The sequence below is a fragment of the Promicromonospora sp. NPDC052451 genome (assembly GCF_044547525.1).
GTDB lineage: Bacteria > Actinomycetota > Actinomycetes > Actinomycetales > Cellulomonadaceae > Promicromonospora.
The window spans coordinates 94907-116441 of sequence record NZ_JBIUAP010000008.1; the positions used below are offsets into that span (position 1 = coordinate 94907).

The 21535-nt window shown below is 75.3% G+C and carries 14 protein-coding genes, 1 other RNA gene and 1 pseudogene; 11 read left to right on the top strand and 5 right to left on the bottom strand.

The features are described 5' to 3' along the window. The first annotated feature begins 132 nt into the window (after positions 1-132). From ACIG47_RS15730 to ACIG47_RS15755, 6 genes are all read left to right on the top strand, one after another. Positions 133-3945, top strand: a complete 3813-nt coding sequence (locus ACIG47_RS15730) for a DUF4132 domain-containing protein (RefSeq protein WP_397431894.1) — start codon at positions 133-135, stop codon at positions 3943-3945. A 123-nt stretch (positions 3946-4068) separates the two neighbouring features. Beyond that, on the top strand, positions 4069-5217 hold the full coding sequence (locus ACIG47_RS15735) for an AAA family ATPase (protein WP_397431895.1): 1149 nt from the start codon (positions 4069-4071) through the stop codon (positions 5215-5217). Next, positions 5208-7826, top strand: a complete 2619-nt coding sequence (locus ACIG47_RS15740; protein ID WP_397431897.1) for a DUF5682 family protein — start codon at positions 5208-5210, stop codon at positions 7824-7826. The genes ACIG47_RS15735 and ACIG47_RS15740 overlap by 10 nt, the downstream gene beginning before the upstream one ends. Further along, on the top strand, positions 7823-9016 hold the full coding sequence (locus ACIG47_RS15745; protein ID WP_397431898.1) for a VWA domain-containing protein: 1194 nt from the start codon (positions 7823-7825) through the stop codon (positions 9014-9016). The genes ACIG47_RS15740 and ACIG47_RS15745 overlap by 4 nt, the downstream gene beginning before the upstream one ends. Continuing rightward, the gene (locus ACIG47_RS15750; protein WP_397431899.1) at positions 9013-10848 is read left to right on the top strand and encodes a hypothetical protein; all 1836 of its coding nucleotides are present in this window, start codon (positions 9013-9015) and stop codon (positions 10846-10848) included. Before ACIG47_RS15745 ends, ACIG47_RS15750 begins: the two co-directional genes overlap by 4 nt. 50 nt (positions 10849-10898) lie before the next feature. Then, positions 10899-12776, top strand: a complete 1878-nt coding sequence (locus ACIG47_RS15755; RefSeq protein ID WP_397431900.1) for a bifunctional 3'-5' exonuclease/DNA polymerase — start codon at positions 10899-10901, stop codon at positions 12774-12776. 7 nt (positions 12777-12783) lie between these two features. On the opposite strand, the gene ACIG47_RS15760 is transcribed toward ACIG47_RS15755, so the two are convergent. Continuing rightward, positions 12784-14079, bottom strand: coding sequence for an aspartate aminotransferase family protein (locus ACIG47_RS15760; RefSeq protein ID WP_397431901.1), 1296 nt, complete (start codon positions 14077-14079; stop codon positions 12784-12786). Positions 14080-14194: 115 nt separating this feature from the next. Between ACIG47_RS15760 and ACIG47_RS15765 the strand changes: the two genes are divergently transcribed. Continuing rightward, positions 14195-15178, top strand: a complete 984-nt coding sequence (locus ACIG47_RS15765) for a LysR family transcriptional regulator (RefSeq protein ID WP_397431903.1) — start codon at positions 14195-14197, stop codon at positions 15176-15178. Here ACIG47_RS15765 and mtnN read toward each other — a convergent pair. Next, the gene (gene mtnN / locus ACIG47_RS15770; protein WP_397431904.1) at positions 15147-15869 is read right to left on the bottom strand and encodes a 5'-methylthioadenosine/S-adenosylhomocysteine nucleosidase; all 723 of its coding nucleotides are present in this window, start codon (positions 15867-15869) and stop codon (positions 15147-15149) included. The genes ACIG47_RS15765 and mtnN overlap by 32 nt on opposite strands. Positions 15870-16027: 158 nt before the next feature. Continuing rightward, a pseudogene (locus ACIG47_RS15775) lies at positions 16028-16471 on the bottom strand (S-ribosylhomocysteine lyase); the annotation flags it as partial. A 106-nt stretch (positions 16472-16577) separates the two neighbouring features. On the opposite strand from ACIG47_RS15775, the gene ACIG47_RS15780 reads away from it, so the two are divergent. Both ACIG47_RS15780 and ACIG47_RS15785 read left to right on the top strand, forming a co-directional pair. Then, complete coding sequence (locus ACIG47_RS15780) at positions 16578-17492, top strand: Nif3-like dinuclear metal center hexameric protein (RefSeq protein WP_397431905.1); 915 nt, start codon at positions 16578-16580, stop codon at positions 17490-17492. Positions 17493-17584: 92 nt separating this feature from the next. Then, positions 17585-18328, top strand: coding sequence for a zinc ribbon domain-containing protein (locus ACIG47_RS15785; RefSeq protein ID WP_397417553.1), 744 nt, complete (start codon positions 17585-17587; stop codon positions 18326-18328). A gap of 12 nt (positions 18329-18340) precedes the next feature. Here ACIG47_RS15785 and ACIG47_RS15790 read toward each other — a convergent pair whose 3' ends face one another. Together ACIG47_RS15790 and ACIG47_RS15795 are read right to left on the bottom strand one after the other, a co-directional pair. Beyond that, positions 18341-19645: an MFS transporter gene (locus ACIG47_RS15790; protein ID WP_397431906.1), complete on the bottom strand. Its 1305-nt coding sequence runs from the start codon at positions 19643-19645 to the stop codon at positions 18341-18343. 98 nt (positions 19646-19743) lie between these two features. Then, positions 19744-20571 (bottom strand): YaaA family protein, encoded by an 828-nt coding sequence (locus ACIG47_RS15795; RefSeq protein ID WP_397431907.1) that lies wholly within the window; start codon positions 20569-20571, stop codon positions 19744-19746. A 23-nt stretch (positions 20572-20594) separates the two neighbouring features. Here ACIG47_RS15795 and ACIG47_RS15800 point away from each other — a divergent pair, with 23 nt between their 5' ends. Together ACIG47_RS15800 and rnpB are read left to right on the top strand one after the other, a co-directional pair. Further along, a complete protein-coding gene (locus ACIG47_RS15800) occupies positions 20595-20978 on the top strand; it encodes a tautomerase family protein (RefSeq protein WP_397431909.1) in 384 nt (127 codons plus the stop codon). 110 nt (positions 20979-21088) lie between these two features. After that, an RNA gene (gene rnpB / locus ACIG47_RS15805) (RNase P RNA component class A) lies at positions 21089-21485 on the top strand. Positions 21486-21535: the final 50 nt, after the last annotated feature.

Genomic DNA, 21535 nt, shown 5'->3' on the forward strand with positions numbered 1-21535 from the left:
CGTGCGCCCGGTCCTCGGCCGGGCGCACGGGCGTGTCAGAGGCCACCAGTACCTTGTGGCGCGTGCTGCCGGAGGCGGCACGATCCAGGGGCGAGCTCTGCCCCGGGGCCGACGACGACGTGATGGGGCGAGATGCTGCAGGAGCTGATGGACCGGGTGCTGGGCGGCGACGAGACGGCGCGGGGCGCAGCGGATGCGCTGGCCCCGTTGTTGCTGGTCAGCGACGGTCTGTACGAGGACGCGGTGGGTTACGTGCTGCAGGGCACCACGCCGGAGGTCCTGACGGGCGTGGCGTCCGCCGCCACGGACGACGTCGACCGGCTGCTGGACCAGCCGGGCCGCACCACCTACTGGTCGAGCTGGGTCTCGCCCGACCTCGTCAAGAAGGTCGCCGCCCGGCACAAGGGCTGGACCACGGACAAGGGCGTCAACGCGCGCCGGCGCATCTACGTGACCGGCTCCATGGAGCAGGTCGTCCGGCTCGCCCGCCTGCTGGCGCAGGCCTGCGAGACGGTCGAGATCCCGGGCGTCCCCGAGTGGCTCTCGCTCCTGGTGCACGACATCGGGCACATCGGCACGCCCAAGCGCAACCGGCCCGGCACGGGCGACCAGCCCACGCGCACCCGCTGGACGCCCGCCACGTTCGAGGAGGCGGCGGCCGAGGGCGGCGTCCCGGCCGACGACGTCGCGCGCACCGTGCTCGTCGCGATCGTGCACCGGTCCGCGAAGAGCCGGTCCTGGTACTCCGACGCCCGCGAGGGGATCATGAAGTCCGCCGCCTTCGGCGAGTACGTCGGCGAGCACGCCCCGCTCCTGGCCGACGTCGTCCCGACGCTGACCGCGGCCGGCAAGGAGGAGGTGCTCGGCCGTATCGGCACGCGCCTGTCGACGCAGGAGGCCCCGGGTGAACAGTTCGCGCGGATCGTCGCGGAGCTCGCCGTCGACTCCGCCAAGGGCGTGCGCGTCGCGGCCCTCAAGCATCTCGCGGGCCTTCCCGACGACCAGCAGGTGGCACTGCTCGCGCCGTACCTGGCCGGTGCGCCGTCGGGCCGGCTCGCCGAGGCCGTGACCCGCCTGGTGGCGCTGGAGGGCGGCCTCGACGCGTGCGCGGCGGCCCTCGCCCCGCTGCGCGACGAGAACGGCAAGGTCGCGGGCGGGCAGGGCGCACGGGTCAGGCTGCTGGAGCAGACCCTGGAGCGCTCCCGCGCGCTGGAGACGCCCGTCGAGACGGCCGCCGTCGAGCTGCCGGAGTGGCAGCCGCTGCCCGACGTCCTGCTCGACGACGCCTGGCTGGCCCAGCTCCGCGCCGACATCGAGAAGGCGACGGTCGAGGCGCGCGACAACCTCGCCGAGATGAAGAAGCGGTTCTCGGTGAACTCGAAGGACTGGGCCCTGCGGTCCGCCCAGAACAACCTCGACCGGCTGCAGAAGATCACGGACAAGGACCTCGACGCGCTGCCGGGCGCGCTGTCCGGTCGGGAGCCGGTCAAGAAGCTCGGCCGCTACCAGGCCTCCGCGCTCGTCCAGTGGCTCACCGAACGCCGTCGCGACCCGTTCGCGGGGCAGGGCCTCATGGTGCACATCCGCCTGCAGGCGCTGGTGCACGCGGGCCGGGGCAACCGGAACAACCTGCTGTGGAGCCTGCGCGGGAATCTCGACGAGCTCACCGACCTGCGCCAGCTCCACGAGGCCCTGGTGCGCGTGCAGGTGCAGGAGCCCGAGGAGCTCATCACCGAGCTCGTGCTGCACCGGTGGTGGGGGCAGGAGGAGATCCCGGCGTCGGTGTCCTGGCCGTGGTTCGCGGAGCGGCCGGAGCTGCTGGACCGCATCCTGCAGTCCGGTGAGATCGGCGGTGAGCGCATCGCCAAGGCGCTCGACGTGCTGCGCGAGTTCCCGGCCGTGCCGCCGATGCTGCTACCAGGCCTGACCGCGCTCGCCCTCGGGTCCGGCAAGACCCACCGGCTCGCCGCCCAGCAGGTGCTCGAGGCGCACGCCGGCGCGCGCCCGCTGGCCGAGCAGGCGCTCGCGGACACCAAGGGAGAGGTGCGGGCCTCGGCCGCGGCGTGGCTCGGCCGCATCGGCGACCCGGCCGCCGTGCCGGCCCTGCGCGCCGCGCTCGGCAAGGAGCGGCGCGAGGCGGTGCGCGCGGCGCTGCTGTCCGCCCTGGAGTCGCTCGGCGACGACATCGCGGCCGACCTCGCGCCGGAGATCCTGCAGGCCGAGGCGGTCAAGGGGCTCCGGGCCAAGGTGCCGGCCGCCCTCGGCTGGTTCCCGTTCGAGCAGGTGCCGGACGTCCGCTGGGCCGCCGGCGCCGACGGCGAGCCGGGCGGCGTCGTCCCGCGGGACGTGGTCCGCTGGTGGCTCGTCCTGGCCACGAAGCTCAAGTCGCCCAGCGGCGAGGGCCTGATCGCCCGGTACGTCGGCCTCCTGGACCCGGCCTCGCGGGCGGCGCTCGGGTCGTTCGTGCTGCGCGCCTGGGTGGCGCAGGACACCCGCGGCCCCGACATCGAGAGCTCGCGCGCCCACGCCGACCACTTCGCGCAGGCCAACTGGAACAACCTCCAGTCCATGATCAAGCGCTACCCCGAGTACTACGCGGGCGAGGCCGGCAAGACCGTCGAGGACGTATGGAAGGGCCTGTACCGCGACCACCAGGCCACCTACCTCGGGTCGGCCACGCAGGAGAAGGGCCTGCTCGCCCTGACCGTCGGCATGCCCGGTGCCGAGCTCGCGTCGACCGCCCAGCACTACTTCTCCGCGCACAAGGGTCGCCGCGCCCAGGCCGAGTACCTGGTGCGGGCGCTCGCCGCCAACGGCGACCGGGCAGCGGTGCAGCAGCTCCTCGCCGTCTCGCGCCGGTTCAAGCAGCGCACGGTCCAGGAGACGGCGACCGCGCTGGCGCAGGACATCGCCGACCGCAACGGCTGGGACGCCGACCAGCTCGCCGACCGCACGGTCCAGACCGCGGGGTTCGACGACGACGGCATCCTGCGGCTCGACCTCGGCGGGCCCGCGGGCGAGCGGGTGGTCACGGGGCGCATCACCGAGGCCTTCACGCTCGAGCTGCGCAACCCGTCCGGCAAGGTGGTCAAGTCCCTGCCGGCCAGGCGCGCGTCCGACGACGAGGAGGCGTACGCCGACGCGAAGCGGCAGCTCAAGGAGTCGCGTGCCGAGCTGAAGGCGGTCGTCGCGCTGCAGACCCAGCGGTTCGCCGAGGCCATGGTCACCGGGCGCACGTGGACGTTCGCCGACTGGAGCGAGTTCGTGCTCGGGCACCCGCTGATGGCGCGGCTCGCGGCGCGGCTCGTGTGGGCGGCCGAGGTGCCCGGGGCGGCCACGGCCGTCACGTTCCGGCCCGGCGACGGCGGCGCGCTGATCGGCGTCGACGACGAGGACGTCACGCTGCCGGACGACGCACGGGTGTTCGTGGTGCACGCGGTCACGCTGGGCGACGACCCCGACCGCGGGGCACCGGCCTGGCGGGCGCACCTCGCCGACTACGAGGTCACGCCGTTGTTCGACCAGGGGCTGGGTGACCAGCAGGCGGGAGCGGCCCTGCCCGACCTGCCGGGCACGGCCACCGTGATCGACACGCACAACGGCTGGCTGAGCGACTCGTTCACGATCCGTGGCCGCGCCACCAAGCTGGGGTACACGCGCTCGCAGGCGGAGGACGCCGGATGGTTCTCGGCCTACTGCAAGGAGTACCCGTCGCTCGGCCTCACGGTGGAGATCGAGTTCACCGGCGCGTTCCTGCCCGAGGAGAACATCACGGCGGCCGTGCAGCACCTCGTGTTCCGGCGCACCGGGACCTGGAACGACCACGGCCGGATCGCGGTGCAGGACGTGCCGAAGGTGCTGCTCGCGGTCTCCTACCGGGACTACGTGTCCGTGGCGGAGGGCGGGGCGTTCGACCCGGACTGGGAGAAGAAGAGCGAGTACTGACCTCGTCCGGAGCCCGAGCGCGCCGACGTGTCAGTGGCTCCCGCTACCTTGATCGCACGCCGGCCGCGACGGCCCTGACCAGGGCCGTCGCGGTCGAACCGCACGCGATCACCGAAGGACGCCATGACTACGGACACCACCACGCCGGCGGGCACCGCCGCCGGCACGAGCACCGGCCCCGACGCCGAGATCCGCCCGCCCGCCGAGGTCCGCCACGCCGCCGAGCTCGTGACGCTCGACGCCTGGGACACCGAGCGCGGGCACGAGCGTCCGCCGGGCTGGCGGCTCAGCCCCCGTGCGGTGCGGGCGTTCGTGGTGGGCTCCGAGGAGCTGGGCGTGAGCCGCAAGTTCTACGGCGACGACCCGCTGGTGGACCGCGCCGTCGTGTCCCTGATGGGGCGGCAGGGGCTGATGCTCGTGGGGGAGCCGGGCACGGCGAAGTCGATGCTGTCCGAGCTGCTGTCGGCGGCCGTGTCGGGGTCGTCGACCCTGACGGTGCAGGGCACGGCGGGCACCACGGAGGACCACGTGCGCTACTCGTGGAACTACGCGCTCCTGGTGTCCGAGGGGCCGAGCGAGCGGTCGCTCGTGCCGTCGCCGGTCTGCACGGGCATGCGCGAAGGGCGTGTGGTGCGCTTCGAGGAGATCACCCGGTGTGCCCCGGAGATCCAGGACACCCTCGTGTCGATCCTGTCCGAGAAGCAGCTCATGGTGCCCGAGCTCGGGCCCGACGCGCGGGTCGCGGCCCGGCCGGGGTTCACGGTGATCGCGACGGCGAACCTCAAGGACCGCGGAGTGCACGAGATGTCCGCCGCGCTCAAGCGCCGGTTCAGCTTCGAGACCGTGGCTCCGGTGCGGGACCGGGACTTCGAGATCGAGCTGGTGCGACGCCAGCTCGAGACGGAGCTCGGCCCGCGCGACGAGCGCCCCGAGGTGTCGCGCGAGGTGCTGGAGGTGCTGGTCACCGTGTTCCAGGACCTGCGCACGGGCAGCACCCGCGAGGGCGCACCCGTCAAGCGCCCCGAGACGGTCATGTCCACGGCCGAGGCGGTCAACGTGGCCGTCGCCGCGTCCCTGGAGGCCCGGTACCTGGGCGACGGCACCGTGACGGCGGCCGAGGTCGCCCGGCAGATCGCCGGGGTGGCGCTCAAGGGCGAGGAGGAGGACGCACGTCGGCTGCGGCACTACGTCGACAACGTCGTCCGTGAGCGGGCCCGGCACGACGCGCGCTGGAAGGCCTTCTTCGCCGCGGCAGAGCCGCTGTGGCGGTGACGGGCGCGGCCGCCGCGGCCCGGCGCACCGCCGCCGTCCGGGACCTCGCTCCGGACCGCCTGCGGTCGGCCGCGGACGCCGTCGGGCGGCTCCGCAGCGAGCGGGGCGTCTACCTCGCCCCGGTGCGGCACCACAGCCCCGCGTGCGCGGTGGCGGTGCGTGCCGCGATCGAGGAGCTGCGACCGGCGGCGGTGCTCGTCGAGGGACCGGAGGAGTTCACCCGGCTGGTGCCCGACCTGCTGCACGAGGCCACCCGCCCGCCCGTCGCGGTGCTGAGCCTGGGCGAGCCCGGCCCGGCGTCGGACGGCGGCACCGGAGGGGAGGGCGCCGGCTTCTACCCGCTGGCGTCCTTCTCCCCGGAGTGGGTGGCGCTGCGCGCCGGGCACGCCGTCGGCGCCGAGCTGGCCTTCGTCGACCGGTCCTTCGGGGAGCGGTCGGCGGCCGAGCGCGCCGTGGCGGGCGGCGAACCCGCCGCCGGGCAGGAGGACCCGTTCGCGCGCACCCTGATGTCCGAGCGCTACCTCGCGCACTCGGAGGCGGTCGCCGCCCTCACGCGGCGGCTCGGGTGCCGGGACCACGACGAGGTCTGGGACCACCTGTTCGAGACCCGGCCGAGCACGCACCTGGCCGACTGGCGCGGCATGTTCGACGACGTGTTCGCGTGGGCCGCGCTGGCCCGCCTCGACTACGAGGAGAGCGTGCTGGCCGCCGACGGCTCGCTGGACCGTGAGGCGCGCATGGCGGCGCGGGTCGCGGAGGCAGCCGACCGGCACGCCGGGCCCGTGCTCGTGGTGACCGGTGCGTTCCACACGCTCGCCCTGGTCGAGGCGCTGTCGGGCGCGCCGGAGGGTGAGGCGGTCCGCGCCCGGCAGCCCGAGGGCGGGTTCGGGCCGCCGACGCCGGGCGAGGCGTGGCTGGTGCGCTACGACCACGAACGACTGGACGGGCTGCGCGGGTACGGGGCGGGCATGCCGTCCCCGGGCTACTACGAACGCCTGCACGCCGCCCACCTGCGGGCGCTGGGGCTGGACGCGGCGCCGCAGCCGGGCCCCGCCGGCCCGGGTGCGCTGGCCGCGGAGATCCTCGTGGACGTCGCCCGCGGCGCGGCCGACCGCGGTCACGCGGTGAGCCTGCCGCAGGTCAGCGCGGCGGCCCAGGCGGCGACCCGCCTGGCGGACCTGCGCGAGCGAGCCTTCCCGGGCCGCACCGACCTGCTGGACGCCGTGCGGTCGTGCTACGTGCAGGACGACGGCGGCATCGGCGGCCCCGGCGAGCCCGAGCGGCCGCTCGGGCTCGCCGTCGCCGAGGTCTTCGGCGGCCGGGCCCTGGGCGACCTGCCGCCCGGCAGCGCGTCGCCGCCGCTGGTCCGCGACGCCCGGGACCGGGTCCGGGCGGTGCGGCTCGTGGTCGACGACTCCGTGCCCCGCACGGCCCGTCTCGACGCCCGGCGCACGGCGTCGCACCGCGCCCGGCGGCAGGTGCTGGCCCTGCTCGACTTCGTCGGCGCGGGCTTCGGGCAGCTCGTGTCCGGCCCGGACCACGTGGCCGGCCGCGGCCTGGGCCAGATCACCGAGGAGTGGCAGTACTGCTGGACGCCGCTGGTCGAGGCGCGGCTGGTCGAGATGGTGCACCTCGGCGCCACGCTCGACGCCGTCGCGCTGGCCCGGCTGCACGAGGCGGAGGCCCGCCTGGCCGGGACGGGGCCTGGTGCGGGCGCCTCCGTCGACGGCGTCGCCCGGCTCGTGGCCCAGACGCTCGTGATCGGGCTGGGCGCCCACCTGCCCCGGATCGTCTCGCTGCTGCGCACCACGCTGGACACCGACCGCGACGTCGACTCCGTCGTCGCCGGGGCGCGGCGCCTGCTCGGCCTCTGGCAGGCGCGGGTCGAGCTCGGAGCGCAGGAGCACGCGGCCGAGCTGCTGGACCTGGTGGGCCAGACGCTCGCCACGGCCGCCTACCTCGTCGGCGACCTGGGCAAGGTCCGCGCCGAGGACGAGGACGCGGCGATCGGCACCCTGATCGGCCTGCGGTCCCTGCTGCGGGACGCGGCGGCGGCCGACGGCGAGACCGGCGGCGAGCGGGTCGACGCCGCCGCCCGGGTCGCCGTCGCCCGGGAGCTGGAGCGCCTGCGCGACGGCGACGGTACCGCCCCGGGCGTGGCGGGCGCTCTGCTCGCGCTGGGCTTCACCGACGGCGCGGTGCCCGAGGACGTGCTGGTCACCCGCGTCCGCGGCGCACTGACCGCCGGCGCGGACCCGGGCACCGCGGTGCGGTTCCTCGGCGGGGTGATGCGCGCTGCCCCGGACCTGATCCTGCACGCGCCCGAGATGTTCGACGCCGTCGACGAGGCACTGCGCGCCCTGGACCGGGACGCGTTCCTGGCCGTCCTGCCCGACCTGCGGCGTGCCTTCACCTGGTTGCGGCCCACCGAGACGCACCGGCTCGCGCGCCGCGTCGCCGAACGGACGGGCACGCGCGTGGAGCAGGTGGACGTGCGGGTGGCGCTCGCGGAGCAGGACCTGGCCGCGGGCCTGGCGCTGGACCGGGAGCTCGCCGCGGTGCTCGAACGAGACGGACTCGCCCACTGGGTGGCGGGAGGAGAGGCATGAGCGTGATCGACCCGGGTACGGATGCGTCCACCGCGGTCCCGGACGACGAGGCCGCCCGTCGCTGGCGGCTGGTCCTGGGCCGGTACGCGGCCGACGAGCTGTCGGTCGGGCAGCAGGACGAGGGGCTCGAACGGTCCCTGCGCTACCTGTACGACCGTGAGTACACGGCCCGCGGCCACCGCACCGGCCGGGGCGGCGACGGCGAGGCACGCCCCGACCGGGGCGCGGGACTCGGCGGGTCGCAGCCGCACGGCGTGGACGTGACGGCGCTCGGCTGGCTCGACGAGGCCGGGCGCCTGTTCCCCCGCGAGACCTTCGAACGCATGCAGGTCGACGCCGTGAGCCGGTACGGCCTCACCGAGCTGCTCCAGGACGACACCGCCATCGAGTCCCTGGAACCCTCGCGGGAGCTCGCCGTCGCGATGCTGCAGGTGCGCGGCGCCCTGAACGAGCGTGCCGCGGCGGGCCTGCGCCGGGTGATCGAGCGGGTCGTGGAGGACATCGTGCGTCGCCTGCGTCCCCGGTTCGCGACCGCCGTCAACGGCCGGATCGACCGGTCACGCCGCTCGATGCACCGCGTCGCGCGGAACTTCGACTGGAAGCGCACCCTCCGCGCCAACCTGGGCCGCGTCGACGCCGCCGGACGCATGACGGTGCAGGACGTCCGCTTCTCCGCCCGGGCCAAGCGCACCCTGACCTGGGACGTCGTCCTGCTCGTGGACCAGTCGGGCTCGATGGCGCCGTCGCTGCTGTACTCCGCGGTGTGCGCCGGGATCCTCTCCGGCCTGCCCGGCGTGAACGTGCAGCTCTACCTGTTCGACACCTCCGTGGTAGACATGTCCCACGTGGCCGACGACCCGGTCGCCGTGCTGATGACGGCGCAGCTCGGCGGGGGCACGGACATCGCGCGGGCCGTGCGGCACGCGGAGCAGCAGGTGCGCAACCCGTCACGGACCGTGGTGGCGCTCGTCAGCGACTTCTACGAGGGCGGGTCGGTGTCGAACCTCCTGGCGACGGTGCGGCGGATGGCGGCCTCGGGCGTGACCATGCTCGGGCTCGCCGCCCTGGACGAGGCGGCGGAACCCGTCTACGACCAGGGCACCGCCCGACTCCTGGCCGAGTGCGGCATGGAGGTCGCCGCACTCACCCCGGAACGGTTCGCCGAGTGGCTGGGGGAGGTGCTCTCGTGACCGGGACCACGACCGACCGGACCACCTACCCCTGGGCCGCCGCGTACGCGGGCCTGGACGACGAAGCCCCCAAGGCGCTCGGCAACGCGGGCCTGCTGCGGCGCGCCCGCAAGGATCTCGGCGGCGTGACCGAGGTGTCGCACGACCCGAAGGGCGCCGTCCTCGCGGTGTCGGGGGCGACCGTCCGCGTGGACGAGCGCGGCCCGGCGGCCGTCGCCTGCGACTGCCCGACGGCGGGCGTGTGCCAGCACGTGCTGACCGCCTGCCTGTGGGCGGCGGGGGTGGCGCCGGACGTCGGGCCGCCGGACGTCCGGCCGCCGGACGTTGCGCCGGGTGCGGGTCCGGCGCCCGGCACCGCGCCCGGCGCAACGGTGGTCGCACAGTCGGTGCCCGCCGTGCGCGCACCGTCCGAGGCCGTGCTGCGCCGGCGGCGGGAGGCGCTCGCGGAGGTGCGCGACGTGGTCGGGCGGCTCGTGTCCGGCGGGCTCTCCCACCTCGGCCCGGGCGACGCCGAGTCGCTGGCTGCGCTGGCCGGGCGCGTGCGTCTCGCCGGGTTCGACCGGGTCGGCACGGTGCGGTTCGACGGTCTGCTGCGGTCGGTCGGCGGCCTGGTCGCGGGCCTGGCCGGCCGCGACGACGCCGTGACCGAGCACGATCTGCTGGACGCGCTCGCCGAGACCTGGGCGATGTGCGAGGTGCTCCAGCGCGCGCTCGACGGGGACGGTGGCCCGGCGCGCGGGCAGGGCACCGGCCCGGCGGCGTCCGCGGACGCCGGGGCGACCGCGGGCAAGGGGGGTACCGACGACGAGACGGACGTCGCGCGCTGGGTGCCCCTCGGCGTGCGGTGGTGGACGTCGCAGAGCGGGTCGCGGGGCCTGGCCTACCTGGGCTGGGACGCGACCGCGACCGGCCGGGTGCGGCAGGTCGTCACCGGCCGCCCCGCGGGCACGGACCCCCGGTTCCAGCGCAGCTGGACCAACCCGCTGCTGTGGGGGCGCTCCCTGAGCACGCTGTGCGAGGGCGCGTTCTCCCTCGCCGCGGTGCGCACCCGGCCGGACGGCGCCCTGGGAGCGGGCGGGAACCCGGTGCTCCGCCGGCTCGACGGCGACGGGTTCGACCTGGACGAGCTCCGCACGATCGCGGAGCGCACGGGTGCCGGGGTGCGCCCGCGGGACGTCGTCGGGTTCGGCCGGCGCCCGGCGGGCGTGCGGCTGGTCCTCGTCCGGGACGTCGGCGAGGTGGGGATCGACGAGGTGCGGCAGGAGACGACCCTGTCGGTCGTCGCGTCGGACGGCGGGCCCCACCTGCTGCGCCTGCCGGTGGCGGACGAGCAGGCGGTCCAGACGCTGCTCTCGGTCCGGTCACGGCTGGTCGCCGTCACGATCGAGCGCCGCGAGGAGCGGGACGAGCCGGTGGGCCTGTTCGTGCGGGACCAGAGCTCGATCAGGCTGGTCAGCCCCACGGTCACCCCGGCATGGTCGCTGGAGCGCAGCTACTGGGACTTCTGGCGCCGCCGCATGCGCAGGCTGCGGGCCCAGGCGTCCGCCGCGCGGGCGGTCCGCGCACCGGCTCCGCCGCCCTCGCCGGTCCGGCGGGTGTCGCTCCTGCTGGGCGACGTCCTGGTGGCGGCAGCGGCGACCGGCCGGCCGGCGCTGACCGCGCGGCAGCGGTCGGACGTCGAGCAGGCGCGCGCCCTCGCGCGGGACCTGGGGCTCGGGACGCTGGAGGCGACCGCGGGCCGGCTGCTTCGTGACCGCCTGACCCCCGAGGTGGTGCTGCACGCCGCCTTCGTGGTGGGCAGGGCCCGGGCGGTGGCCGACGTGGCGGGCTGAGGACCGGGGCCCGGGGGCGGAGTGTCAGTGGCGCACGGCAGACTGGGCCCGTGCACACGGTGGTCTGGCGGGACGGCTCTGGCATCGGCCTGCGGCCGGTGTCCGACACCGGCACGCCCGAGGGCGAGGCGCGCGTCGTCGAGGCGGCAGGGCTCGCACGGGAGGCGTCGGCCGTCGAGGCGGCGCACGTCCGCTGGACCTGGGACGACACGAACGGCTGGTACCCGTCCGTGCTGGCCGACGGCGTCCGCGTCGACCGCGCGCACGACCTTCGGCTCGCCCACGCGGTGCTGCGCACCTCGGCCCTGTCGGCGCGTACCGCGCTCGCCGAGGCGGGGCCGACGGCCTGGGACCGCCTCGCCCCGGTCCCGCCCCCGGGCGGGCCGACGGCGGCGGCGCTGACCCGCCCCGAACGGCACCCCGGTTCCGAGCCGCTGTTCGACCTGGGCGAGATCAGCGCACCCCGCGGCGGGCGCGAGACCACCTCGCGTGGCCGCGCCGCAGCAGGGGCCGGACCACGGCCGGCGTCCACCGGGCGGGACACCGGGCGGGACGGCGCAGGTCCGGGCGGTGCGGCCGCCGACCCGCTCGACCCGGTCGCCGAGCTGTCCGCCCAGCTGCTCGCGATCAAGGACAGCGCCGACCCCGGCCGGCTCCGGCTCCTGCTCGCCGCCGAGTCCGCCGGGGCGCTCGCCGCCGCCGAGATGCACCACGCGGGCCTGCCGTGGCGCGGGGACGTCCACGACCAGATCCTGACCGACGCGCTCGGCCCGCGGCCCCGCCCGGGTGCCCGTCCGGCCAGGCTGGAGGCGCTGGCCCACCAGATCCGGGCCGCGCTCGACGCCCCACCCACGCTCAACCCCGACTCCCACCCCGACCTGCTGCGTGCGATGGAGTACGCGGGCGTGGGCGCGCGCAGCCTGCGCAAGTGGGAGCTGGAGAAGCTGGACCACCCGGTCATCGCCCCGCTGCTGGAGTACAAGGGTCTGTACCGCCTCTACACCGCGAACGGCTGGAACTGGCTCGACACCTGGGCACCCGAGGGCCGGTTCCGCATGGAGTACGTGGTGGGCGGCGTCGTCACGGGCCGCTGGGCGAGCACCGGGGGCGGCGCCCTGCAGCTCCCGCACAGCGTGCGGCGCGCCGTGGTCGCCGACCCGGGGTGGACCTTCGTCGTGGCCGACGCCGCCCAGCTCGAACCGCGCGTGCTGGCCGCCCTGGCCCGCGACGAACGGATGGCCGCCGCCGGGCGCAGCAAGGACGGCGCGAACACCGACATGTACGCGGGCATCGTCGCGGCGGGCGCCGTCGACACCCGGGAGCACGCGAAGGTCGGCATGCTCGGCGCGATGTACGGCGGCACCACCGGCGTCAGCGCCCAGGTGCTGCCCCGGCTGGCCCGCGCGTTCCCGCAGGCCATCGACCTGGTCGAGCGCGCGGCCCGGGCCGGGGAGCGCGGCGAGGTGGTCACCACGAGGCTGGGCCGCAGCTCACCGCGGCCCGGGGACTCGTGGGCCGCCGTCCAGGGTTCGGCGTTCGACGAGGACGCCGGGGCCGACGCCCAGTCCCGTGCCCGCAGCCAGACCCGGTCCTGGGGCCGGTTCACCCGGAACTTCGTGGTGCAGGGCACCGCTGCGGAGTGGGCGCTGTGCTGGATCGCGTCGATCCGGCGTCGGCTCTGGGCGCTGGGGGAGAGCGCGGAGGGCCCCGCCGGGCTGGCTCCTGCCCCCTTCGACCGCCGGCCGCACCTGGTGTTCTTCCTGCACGACGAGGTGGTGGTGCACGCCCCGGCCGCGGTCGCCCAGGTCGTGGCGCAGGAGGTCCGGGCGGCGGCCGACGAGGCGGGGCGGCTCCTGTTCGGGGACTTCCCGGTGGACTTCCCGCTCAGCGTCGCGGTGACCGAGAGCTACGCGGACGCGAAGGGCTGAGTGCCGCTCAGCCGAGGGACACCTTGAGCGACTCCTCCAGGATGTCCACGCCCCGGTGCAGGTCGTCCTCGCCGATCGTGAGCGGCGGTGCGATCCGGAAGATCCCGCCCATCCCCGGAAGCTGCACGATGTTCATGTGCAGCCCGCGGTCCAGGCATGCCGAGGTGACGGCGTTGCCCAGTGCGTCGGCGGGCACCTTGCTCCGCTTGTCCGCGACGAGCTCGATGCCCTGCAGCAGGCCGCGTCCGCGCACGTCGCCGACCACCTCGTACCGGTTGCGCAGCGCCACCAGCCGTTCCGTGAGCTGCGCGCCCAGCCGTGCCGCGCGCGCGACGAGCCCGTCCCGCTCGATGACGTCGAGCACGGTCAGCCCCACGGCGGCCGCCAGCGGGTCGGAGACGTGCGTCGTGTAGAAGAGGAATCCCCGGTCGTGGCAGACCCGCTCGATCTCGTCGCCGGTGACCACGGCGGCCACGGGCAGTCCCGCGCCGAGGGTCTTGGAGAGCGTCAGGATGTCCGGTGTGACGCCGTCGCGCTCGAACGCGTACATGGTCCCGGTGCGGCCGAGGCCGGTCTGGGCCTCGTCGAGGATCAGCAGCATCCCGCGCTCCGTGCACATCTCCTTCAGCCGCCGCAGGTAGCCGGGCGGCAGGTCGATGATGCCGCCGGACGACAGGATCGGCTCGACCAGGCAGGCGGCGAGGCTCCCGGCCGACTGCTGGTCCACCAGCGCGAACCCGTAGGCGAGCTCGGCCTCCCAGTCGTACGACCCGTCCGCGGCCCGGAACGGCGACCGGTAGGCGTTGGGCGACGGCAGCGCCAGGTTGCCGGGCGCGGGCGGGCCGTAGCCGCGCCGTCCGGCGGAGAACGTCGCGGACGCCGCGCCGTGGGTCATGCCGTGCCACGACCGGTCGAACGAGACGATCTCGTGGCGGCCCGTGAACAGCTTGGCCATCCGGAGCGCTGCTTCGTTGGACTCGGCCCCGGTGCTGAGCAGCATGGTCCTGTTCAGCGTGGGGGGCAGCGTGGCGTCGAGCCGGGCCGCCAGGTCCAGCACGGGCCTGCTCAGCATGCCGCTGAACAGGTGGTCCAGCGAGCCGATCGCCGAGGAGACCGTGGACACGATGTCCGGGTGCGCGTGCCCGAGGATCGAGCTCATCTGCCCCGAGGTGAAGTCGAGGATCGCGGCGCCCTCGTGGTCGTAGACGTACGAGCCCGCCGCACGCTCGATCAGGCGGGGGCTGAAGGTGGGGCCGTAGCGGATCAGGAGGCGGTCGGCCTCGTCCAGGAAGGTCGTGTCCATCGTGGTCCTCTCTCGCGTGCCGGATGCCATCGTCGGCCACCCGAAAGAATCAGCACAAGCACACAAGAACGGCTGACCGGTCGTCGATGGCGAACGGTTGCGTAAGGTCGGCGGCATGCTCAACCCCCGACGCCTCGAGATCCTGCGGGCCGTCCTGGCGGCCGGCTCCGTGCACCAGGCGGCACGCAACCTCAGCTACGCGCCGGCCACGATCAGCCAGCACCTGTCGGCCCTGGCCCGGGAGACCGGGCTGGTGCTGTTCGAGAAGCAGGGCCGGGGCATCGTCGCCACCGACGCCGCCCGGCACCTGGCCGACCAGGCGCAGGCGCTCCTGGCCGATTTCGGCCGTCTCGAACGCGTGGTGGCAGACCTGCGCGGCGGCCAGGGCGAGCACCTGGCGGTCGCGTGCTTCGCCTCGGCGGCCGAGCGGTGGATGCCCGGGGTGGTGGGCGCCGTCCGCGGCCTGCAGCCGAACCTCACCGTCGAGATCAGCCTGAACGAGCCCGTCGACGGCCGCGGGCGCCGGCTGCCCGACCTCGACGTCCGGACCGAGCCGGTGACCGGGCCCCAGGTGCGGCTGGACGGGTACGAGCGGCACGCGCTCACCGTCGAGGGGTTCCTCGCCGTGCTCCCCGTCAGGCACCGGCTCGCGGACGCGCCCGAGGTGGCGCTCGGCGACCTCGCGGACCAGCCGTGGATCGACTACGACATCTACGACAGCCCGATCGGTCAGATCGTCCTCGCGGCGTGCGCCACGGCCGGCTTCACCCCACGGTACGCGGCCCGTCTCGACGACCACCGGGCGGCGGTACGGCTGGTCGCGGCAGGCGTCGGGGTCACCGTGCTGCCCCGGCTCGCCGTCCCCGGCCCGCACGACGGCGTGGTCACGCGACCGGTGGTCCGGCCGTCGGTCGCACGGCGCATCGTCGTGCACGCCCGGCGGGACCGGCGGCGGGCCGCGCTCGTCGCCCGTGCGGTCGCCCAGCTCCAGGCGGCGGCCCGTGAATCCGACGCGGACGCGCCGGGCGGCCCTCAGCACCCGCCGGTGCCCGGGGTGGCCGGCGCCGTCAGCCCGCCAGCACCCCGAGAGCTGCCGTGACCAGGCGCGCGGACCGCAGTGCCGCGTCGTCCACGTGGGTGAGGAACTCGGTGCCGTCCGGCGCGCACAGGTCGGAGACCGCCCGCACCGACACGAAGCCGGTACCGAAGCTGTGGCAGAGCTGGGCCAGCGCCGCCGACTCCATGTCGACCGCGAGCACGTCGGGGAAGTCGGCACGCAGCTGCGCCGCCAGGTCGGCGGTGACGAACTTCTCGCCGGAGGCGATGGTGCCCTCCCGCAGCACCGGCGCCGCGGACCCCGCGCCCGCACCCGCCGCCCGGCGCACGGCGTCGGCGAGCGCGGGGGCGGCGTCGTACGCCTCGGGCATGCCCGGGACCTGGCCCAGCACGTAGCCGAAGGCGCGCGCGTCGGCATCGGCGTTCACGAGGCGGGTGCCGAGCACGACGTCACCGACCGCGACGTCCTTCGCGAGCCCGCCCGCGCTGCCCGCACTGATCAGCGGGACGTCGGCGCCGTACCGGAAGATCGCCCCCGCCCCGGCGGCGGTGGCGTTGACGAAGCCGATCCCGCTCCGCACGAGCACCACCGGGCGGCCGGCGAGCGTGAGGCGCCGGTGCTGCGCGCGTCCCACGAGCTCGGGCTCGGCCGCCTCGGAGGCGAGGTCGAGGAACGGCGCGGCCTCGTCGTCCATCGCCACGACCACGACGGCGACGGGCGTGCCGGAGCTCACCGGCCCGTCGCCCCACCGCTCGCCGGGTCCTCGCCCGGCGCCGTCTCGCGTGCCGCACCGTCCCGCGTCGCCGCGTCCTGCGCCGCCGCCGCACGCGCCGCGGCGTCCCGGGCCGCCATGTCCGCGGCCGACGCCTCGCCCGGCGCACCGTCGCCGAACACCTGCGACCACACACCCCGTGCCGAGAGGAACACCGACGCCGCCTCCTGCGCGCCGGCCAGCGTGTGGTTCGCGCCCCAGCCGCACTGCACCTCGTTGGCCGCGGGCACCTCGGTGGCACGCACGACGTCACGCAGGGTCGCCTCGACCAGGTCGAGCACGTCCTCGTACGCGGGCTCGCCCTGGAGCATGAGGTAGAAACCCGTCTGGCAGCCCATCGGCGAGAAGTCCAGCACGGCGTCCGAGTGGTTGCGCGAGTGCTCCGCGAACAGGTGCTCCAGGGAGTGCACGGTCGGCATCTCCAGGTGCGCCACGTTGGGCTGGGTGAACCGCACGTCGTACTTGACGATCACGTCGCCCGCGGGAAGCTGCTTGCGGTCCGCGAGCCGCACGTACGGGGCGGCGACGGCACGGTGGTCCAGGTTGAACGACTCGACGTTCATGCGGGGCGCCGACGAGGCGGACGCCGCGGAGGATGCTTGCTCGGTCACAGGACGAGCCTATGTCCTCGCGGCCCGCCCCGGGAGACCGCGTACTACGCTGCCACGCGTGAGCAGCACCGACGCCACCGCACCCGCCACCGACCCACGGGCACCCACGCTGGGGCAGGTGGTCGGCGCCCTCGACGGGCTCTACCCGCCCTCGACGGCGGAGGGATGGGACGCCGTCGGGCTCGTGGCCGGCGACCCTGCCGCGACCGTCCGCAGGGTGCTGTTCGCGGTCGACCCGGTGGCCGCCGTCGTCGACCAGGCCCTCGGCTGGGGCGCCGACCTGCTCGTCACCCACCACCCCCTGTTCCTGCGCGGCACCAGCTCCGTGGCCGCGACCACCTTCAAGGGCACCGTGGTCCACCGGCTCCTCACCGGCGGCTGCGCCCTCCACGTGGCACACACCAACGCCGACGCCGCCCCGCGGGGCGTGGCCGACGCCCTCGCCGACCTCGTGGGCATCACCGGCCGACGCCCCCTCGAGGTGAGCGCCGCCGGCCCCGACACGGACAGCCGCGGCATCGGCCGGGTCGGACGGCTCGCGGAACCGACGACCCTCGCCGACTTCGCCCGCCGTGTCGCCGCCGCGCTCCCCGCCACCGCCCAGGGCATCCGCTACGCCGGCGACCCCGACGCCCACGTCACCACGGCCGCCGTCCTCGGCGGGTCCGGCGACGGCTACTTCGACGCCGTCCGCGCGGCCGCCGCCGACGTCTACGTCACCTCCGACCTGCGCCACCACCCCGCCTCCGAGCTGCGCGAGCGCGCCGAGTTCGAGGCCCGGGCCGCGGGCGGCGCCGGACCGTCCGGCACCCCGTTCCTCGTCGACACCGCCCACTACGCCAGCGAGTGGCCCTGGCTGCGCTACGCCGCCGACGACCTCACGGCGGCGCTCGCGGCCGACGGGCTCGCGGTCGAGACGCGGGTCAGTGAGCTCGTGACCGACCCCTGGACCGGCCGAGTCCCCTCCCGCTGACCCGGGGTGGGCACGGACCGGTGCTCCACGCCGTCGGGCGCGGGGTAGCGTTGGACCACCCCCGACCCGATCCGACCCGAGAGGACGCCTCCGTGGCTACCGCACCAGCCGAGGACCAGCGCAGGCTGCTCGACGTCCAGGCGCTCGACACCCGTGCCCAGCAGCTCGCCCACCAGCGCAAGAACCTGCCCGCGCTCACCCGGCTGAGCGAGCTCGACGGTCAGATCGCCGACCTGCGCACCTCGCTCGTCGAGTCCCGCACCCGGGTGGCCGACCTCAAGCGCGAGCTGACCAAGGCGGAGAGCGACGTCGAGCAGGTCCGCAACCGCGCCGCCCGCGACCAGCAGCGCCTCGACTCCGGCAGCGTCAGCGCCAAGGACGCCGTGGCGCTCACCGACGAGCTCTCCTCGCTCGCCACCCGCCAGGCCGCGCTGGAAGAGGTCGAGCTCGACGTCATGGAACGCCTGGAGGCGCACGAGGACGCCCTCGCCAAGGTCGAGGCCGCCAACGACGCCCTGGTCGCCGACAAGACCGCCGTCGAGGCCGAGCGCGACGCCGCCTGGGCCGAGATCGACGCGCAGGCGGCGGCGCTCGCGGCCGAGCGGACGCAGGCGGCCGAGGGCCTGGACGCCGGTCTGGTCGCCCTGTACGAGAAGCTGCGCGCCCAGCTCGGCGGCACGGGCGCGGCGGTGCTCAACGGCAACCGCTGCGAGGGCTGCCGCATCGACCTCCCGCCGGGCGACGTCGCGGCGATCAAGAGCGCGGCGCCGGACGCCGTGGTGCGTTGCGAGGAGTGCGGCCGCATCCTGGTGCGGGTCGCGTCCACGGTCGGCTGAACCGCACCAGGGTCACCGCCGCCCGAGCGACCCCCGGGCGAACGCGGGTGCGAGCGGGATCAGGGCGAGCACGAGGACGGCGGGCAGGGCGAACCCGAGCCGCAGGTTGTCGGCGCCGACGAAGCCGGTGAGCACCGAGCCGAGCAGCGCGCCCACGTAGTTGAACTGGTTGAAGCGGGCGATGACGGCGTCGGTGCGGGCCCGGTCGGCAGCGCCGACGCCACCCGCGGTCGGTGCTCCGGCGGGTGTCGTGGCGCCGCCCGCCGCGATCCGCCCCGCGGCCGAGAAGCTGAGCGGTGCCACCAGCGCCACGGCGGCACCGAGCACGGTGAAGCCCGCGACGGCCACCTGCCACGTGGGCGCGAGCACCACGAGCGCGAGCGCGGCGAACGCGACCACGGCCCCGACCCGGAGCAGCACGGTGACCCCGAACCGGGTGACCAGCGCCCCGCCGGTCAGCCGGACCACGATGGACGTGACCAGGTACGGGAACGTGGCGAGCGCGACGAGGTTGCCCGGCGCGTCGAACGCCCGCGCCAGGTAGACGGGTCCCCAGGCCGATGCGGCGGTGTCGACCATGTAGAACACGACCAGCCCCGCGCCCACCAGCCAGATGGGACGCCAGGGCACGGGCTCGGCCGGGGTGGTGGTCCCGGCGGGGGTGGACGTCGTGCCGGTCCGCCTGGAGCCTGCCGGCCCGGTCAGTCCCGGCACCGGCCCGGCGGCCTCCGCGCCCCAGGAGGGCCCGGCGCGGCGCCCGGCGTCGTCGTCGGCCCGCTGGTGCGGTAGATACGGTGCGAACGCCGCCACGAGCGGGACCACCACGACGAACACCCCGGCCGCGGGGGAGAGGTGCCCGGTGGCGAGCGACACGGCGGCGGCGAGGATGCCGCCGGTGGTCCACCAGCCGTGCGACGACGGCAGGATGGGCCGGTCGTACCGGTGCTCCAGGTCCACGGCCTGCATGTTCGAGGCGGCGTCGACGAGACCGAGCGCGATGCCGTAGGCGGCCACGCCGCCCACGAAGAAGGCCATGGCGGGTGCCAGCACCAGGGTCGGGACGGCCACCACCATGAGCACGAACGCGATCCGCAGCAGCGCCGCGCTGCCCACGCGCCGCGCGGTGTGCTCGGCCACCAGGGAGCCGGCGCCGGCGAGCAGCACCATCATCAGCAGGAGCAGGGAGAGGGCCACCTCGTCCAGCCCCCAGCGCTCCAGGAACCGCGGCAGCCGGGTGGTGAGGCTGATGAAGACGAATCCCTGCGCGAAGAACGCCGCGGCCACGGCGACCCGGACGCCCGTCAGGCTGTAGGTCATGACGGCACATCCAACCGGTCGCGGCCTGCGGGCGCCAGGGGTGCGGCGCGGTCGTTACCGGAGCGTCGCCGGGCGGGGTGCGGGGGCGGCCGGGCCGCTCAGGCGAGGACGAGCTCCAGGGTGCGCGGGCCGCGCGGTCTGCCGTCGAGCAGGTTGGCCTCGATCAGGGTCTGGTCCTTGCCGGAACCGATCTCGGTGAGCACCACCGAGCCGACCAGCTCCTGCGCCGCCTTGAGCACGTCCTCGCTGGTGCGTGCCTCGTGCTCGCGGCGCAGCAGGTGCCCGGCCAGCACGCCGCGCGTGTGCTTCGCGTTGTGCGAGACGACGGTCCGCTTCCCGTCGGTCTCGCGCAGCACGCGCACCTCGACCCATTCGGCGGCGTCCGCGCCCGTGGTCCGCGGCTTCCAGGCCGCCACGTACGTGGCCGACCGGCAGTCCACGACGACGTCGCCCGCGGCCCGCGCGTCGAGCACCGCGGCCAGGGCGGGCTTCCAGTACGTGGCGAGCCTGCCGACGTCGGGCAGGCTCACGCCCATGCCCAGCCGGTAGGCGGGGATGCGGTCTCCGGGCGCGACCACGCCCCACAACCCGGAGAAGGTGAGCACGCTCGCGTGGGCGTGCCGGGCGGCGGCGTCGGGCAGGCCGGCCAGGCCGGCGGCCGCGTACAGGACCCCCGTGTAGACCTCGGCGGCGCGGGCCGTAGGTGCCTCGCGCAGTGTCGTGTTGCGCGCCACCTCGTCCGCGAGCCCGTCGCCGACGCCGAGCACGGCTGTCGCATCGGGCCGCGCGCTGGTCCGCGCCAGGTGGGTCAGCATCTCCTCGCGGCGCTCGGTGAGCTCCGGGTGGGCCAGGGTGGACAGGTCGAGGGGCGCGGCGCCGTCGGGCGCGGGCGTCTTGCCCTCGGAGGGCGGCAGGAGCAGGAGCACCCGCCTAGCGTAAGTTGCCGCGCATGGCGCAGCTCAAGGTGTACGGCAGGCGGTCGGTGTGGGGCGAGCGACGCACGGAGATCTCCGACGCCCTGCACGACGTGCTGGTGCGCACGTGGCAGCTCCCGCCCGACAAGCGCTTCCACCGCTTCCTCCTCCTGGACGACGGCGACCTGGTCGCCCCGCGCTCGGACGCCTACCTGGTCGTGGAGATCGTCTGCTTCACGGGCCGCAGCCGAGAGGCCAAGCGCGCGCTGATCGGGGCCGTGTACGACACGGTGGCACCTCGTCTGGGCCTGTCGGCCGACGACCTGGAGCTGGTGATCCTGGAGAGCCCCCGGGAGAACTGGGGCATCCGCGGCGTCTCGGGCGACGAGCTGACCCTGGGCTACCGCGTGGAGGTGTGACGCTGCGCCTGCCGCCAGGTGAGTGCGGGAGCAGTGGCGTTCTGACCGGTCAGAACGCCACTACTCCCGCACTCACCTGGCGACGTGCTCAGGTACGATTCATCCGCGGACGAGTCGGTCGGGCGGTCGCGTCGGGTGCCTTCGGGCGCCCGCCGAGGAACGTCCGGGCTCCACAGGGCAAGGTGGTGGCCAACAGCCACCCGGGGTGACCCGCGGGACAGTGCCACAGAAAACAGACCGCCCTCGGCCTCGGCCGGGGGTAAGGGTGAAACGGTGGTGTAAGAGACCACCAGCGCTGCCGGTGACGGCAGCGGCTCGGTAAACCCCACCTGGAGCAAGGTCAGACAGACTGTGTTTGAGGGCTGCTCGCCCGATTCTCTTGCGAGAAGCACAGTCGGGTAGACCGCTCGAGCCCTGCGGCAACGCAGGGCCTAGATGGATGACCGTCGCCCGCGCCGGGGTAACCGGGCGCGGGAACAGAACCCGGCGTACAGGCCGGCTCGTCCGCTTTTAGTGACGCAGATCGTGAAGTCGACTGGATGTCCTCGGAGTCGATC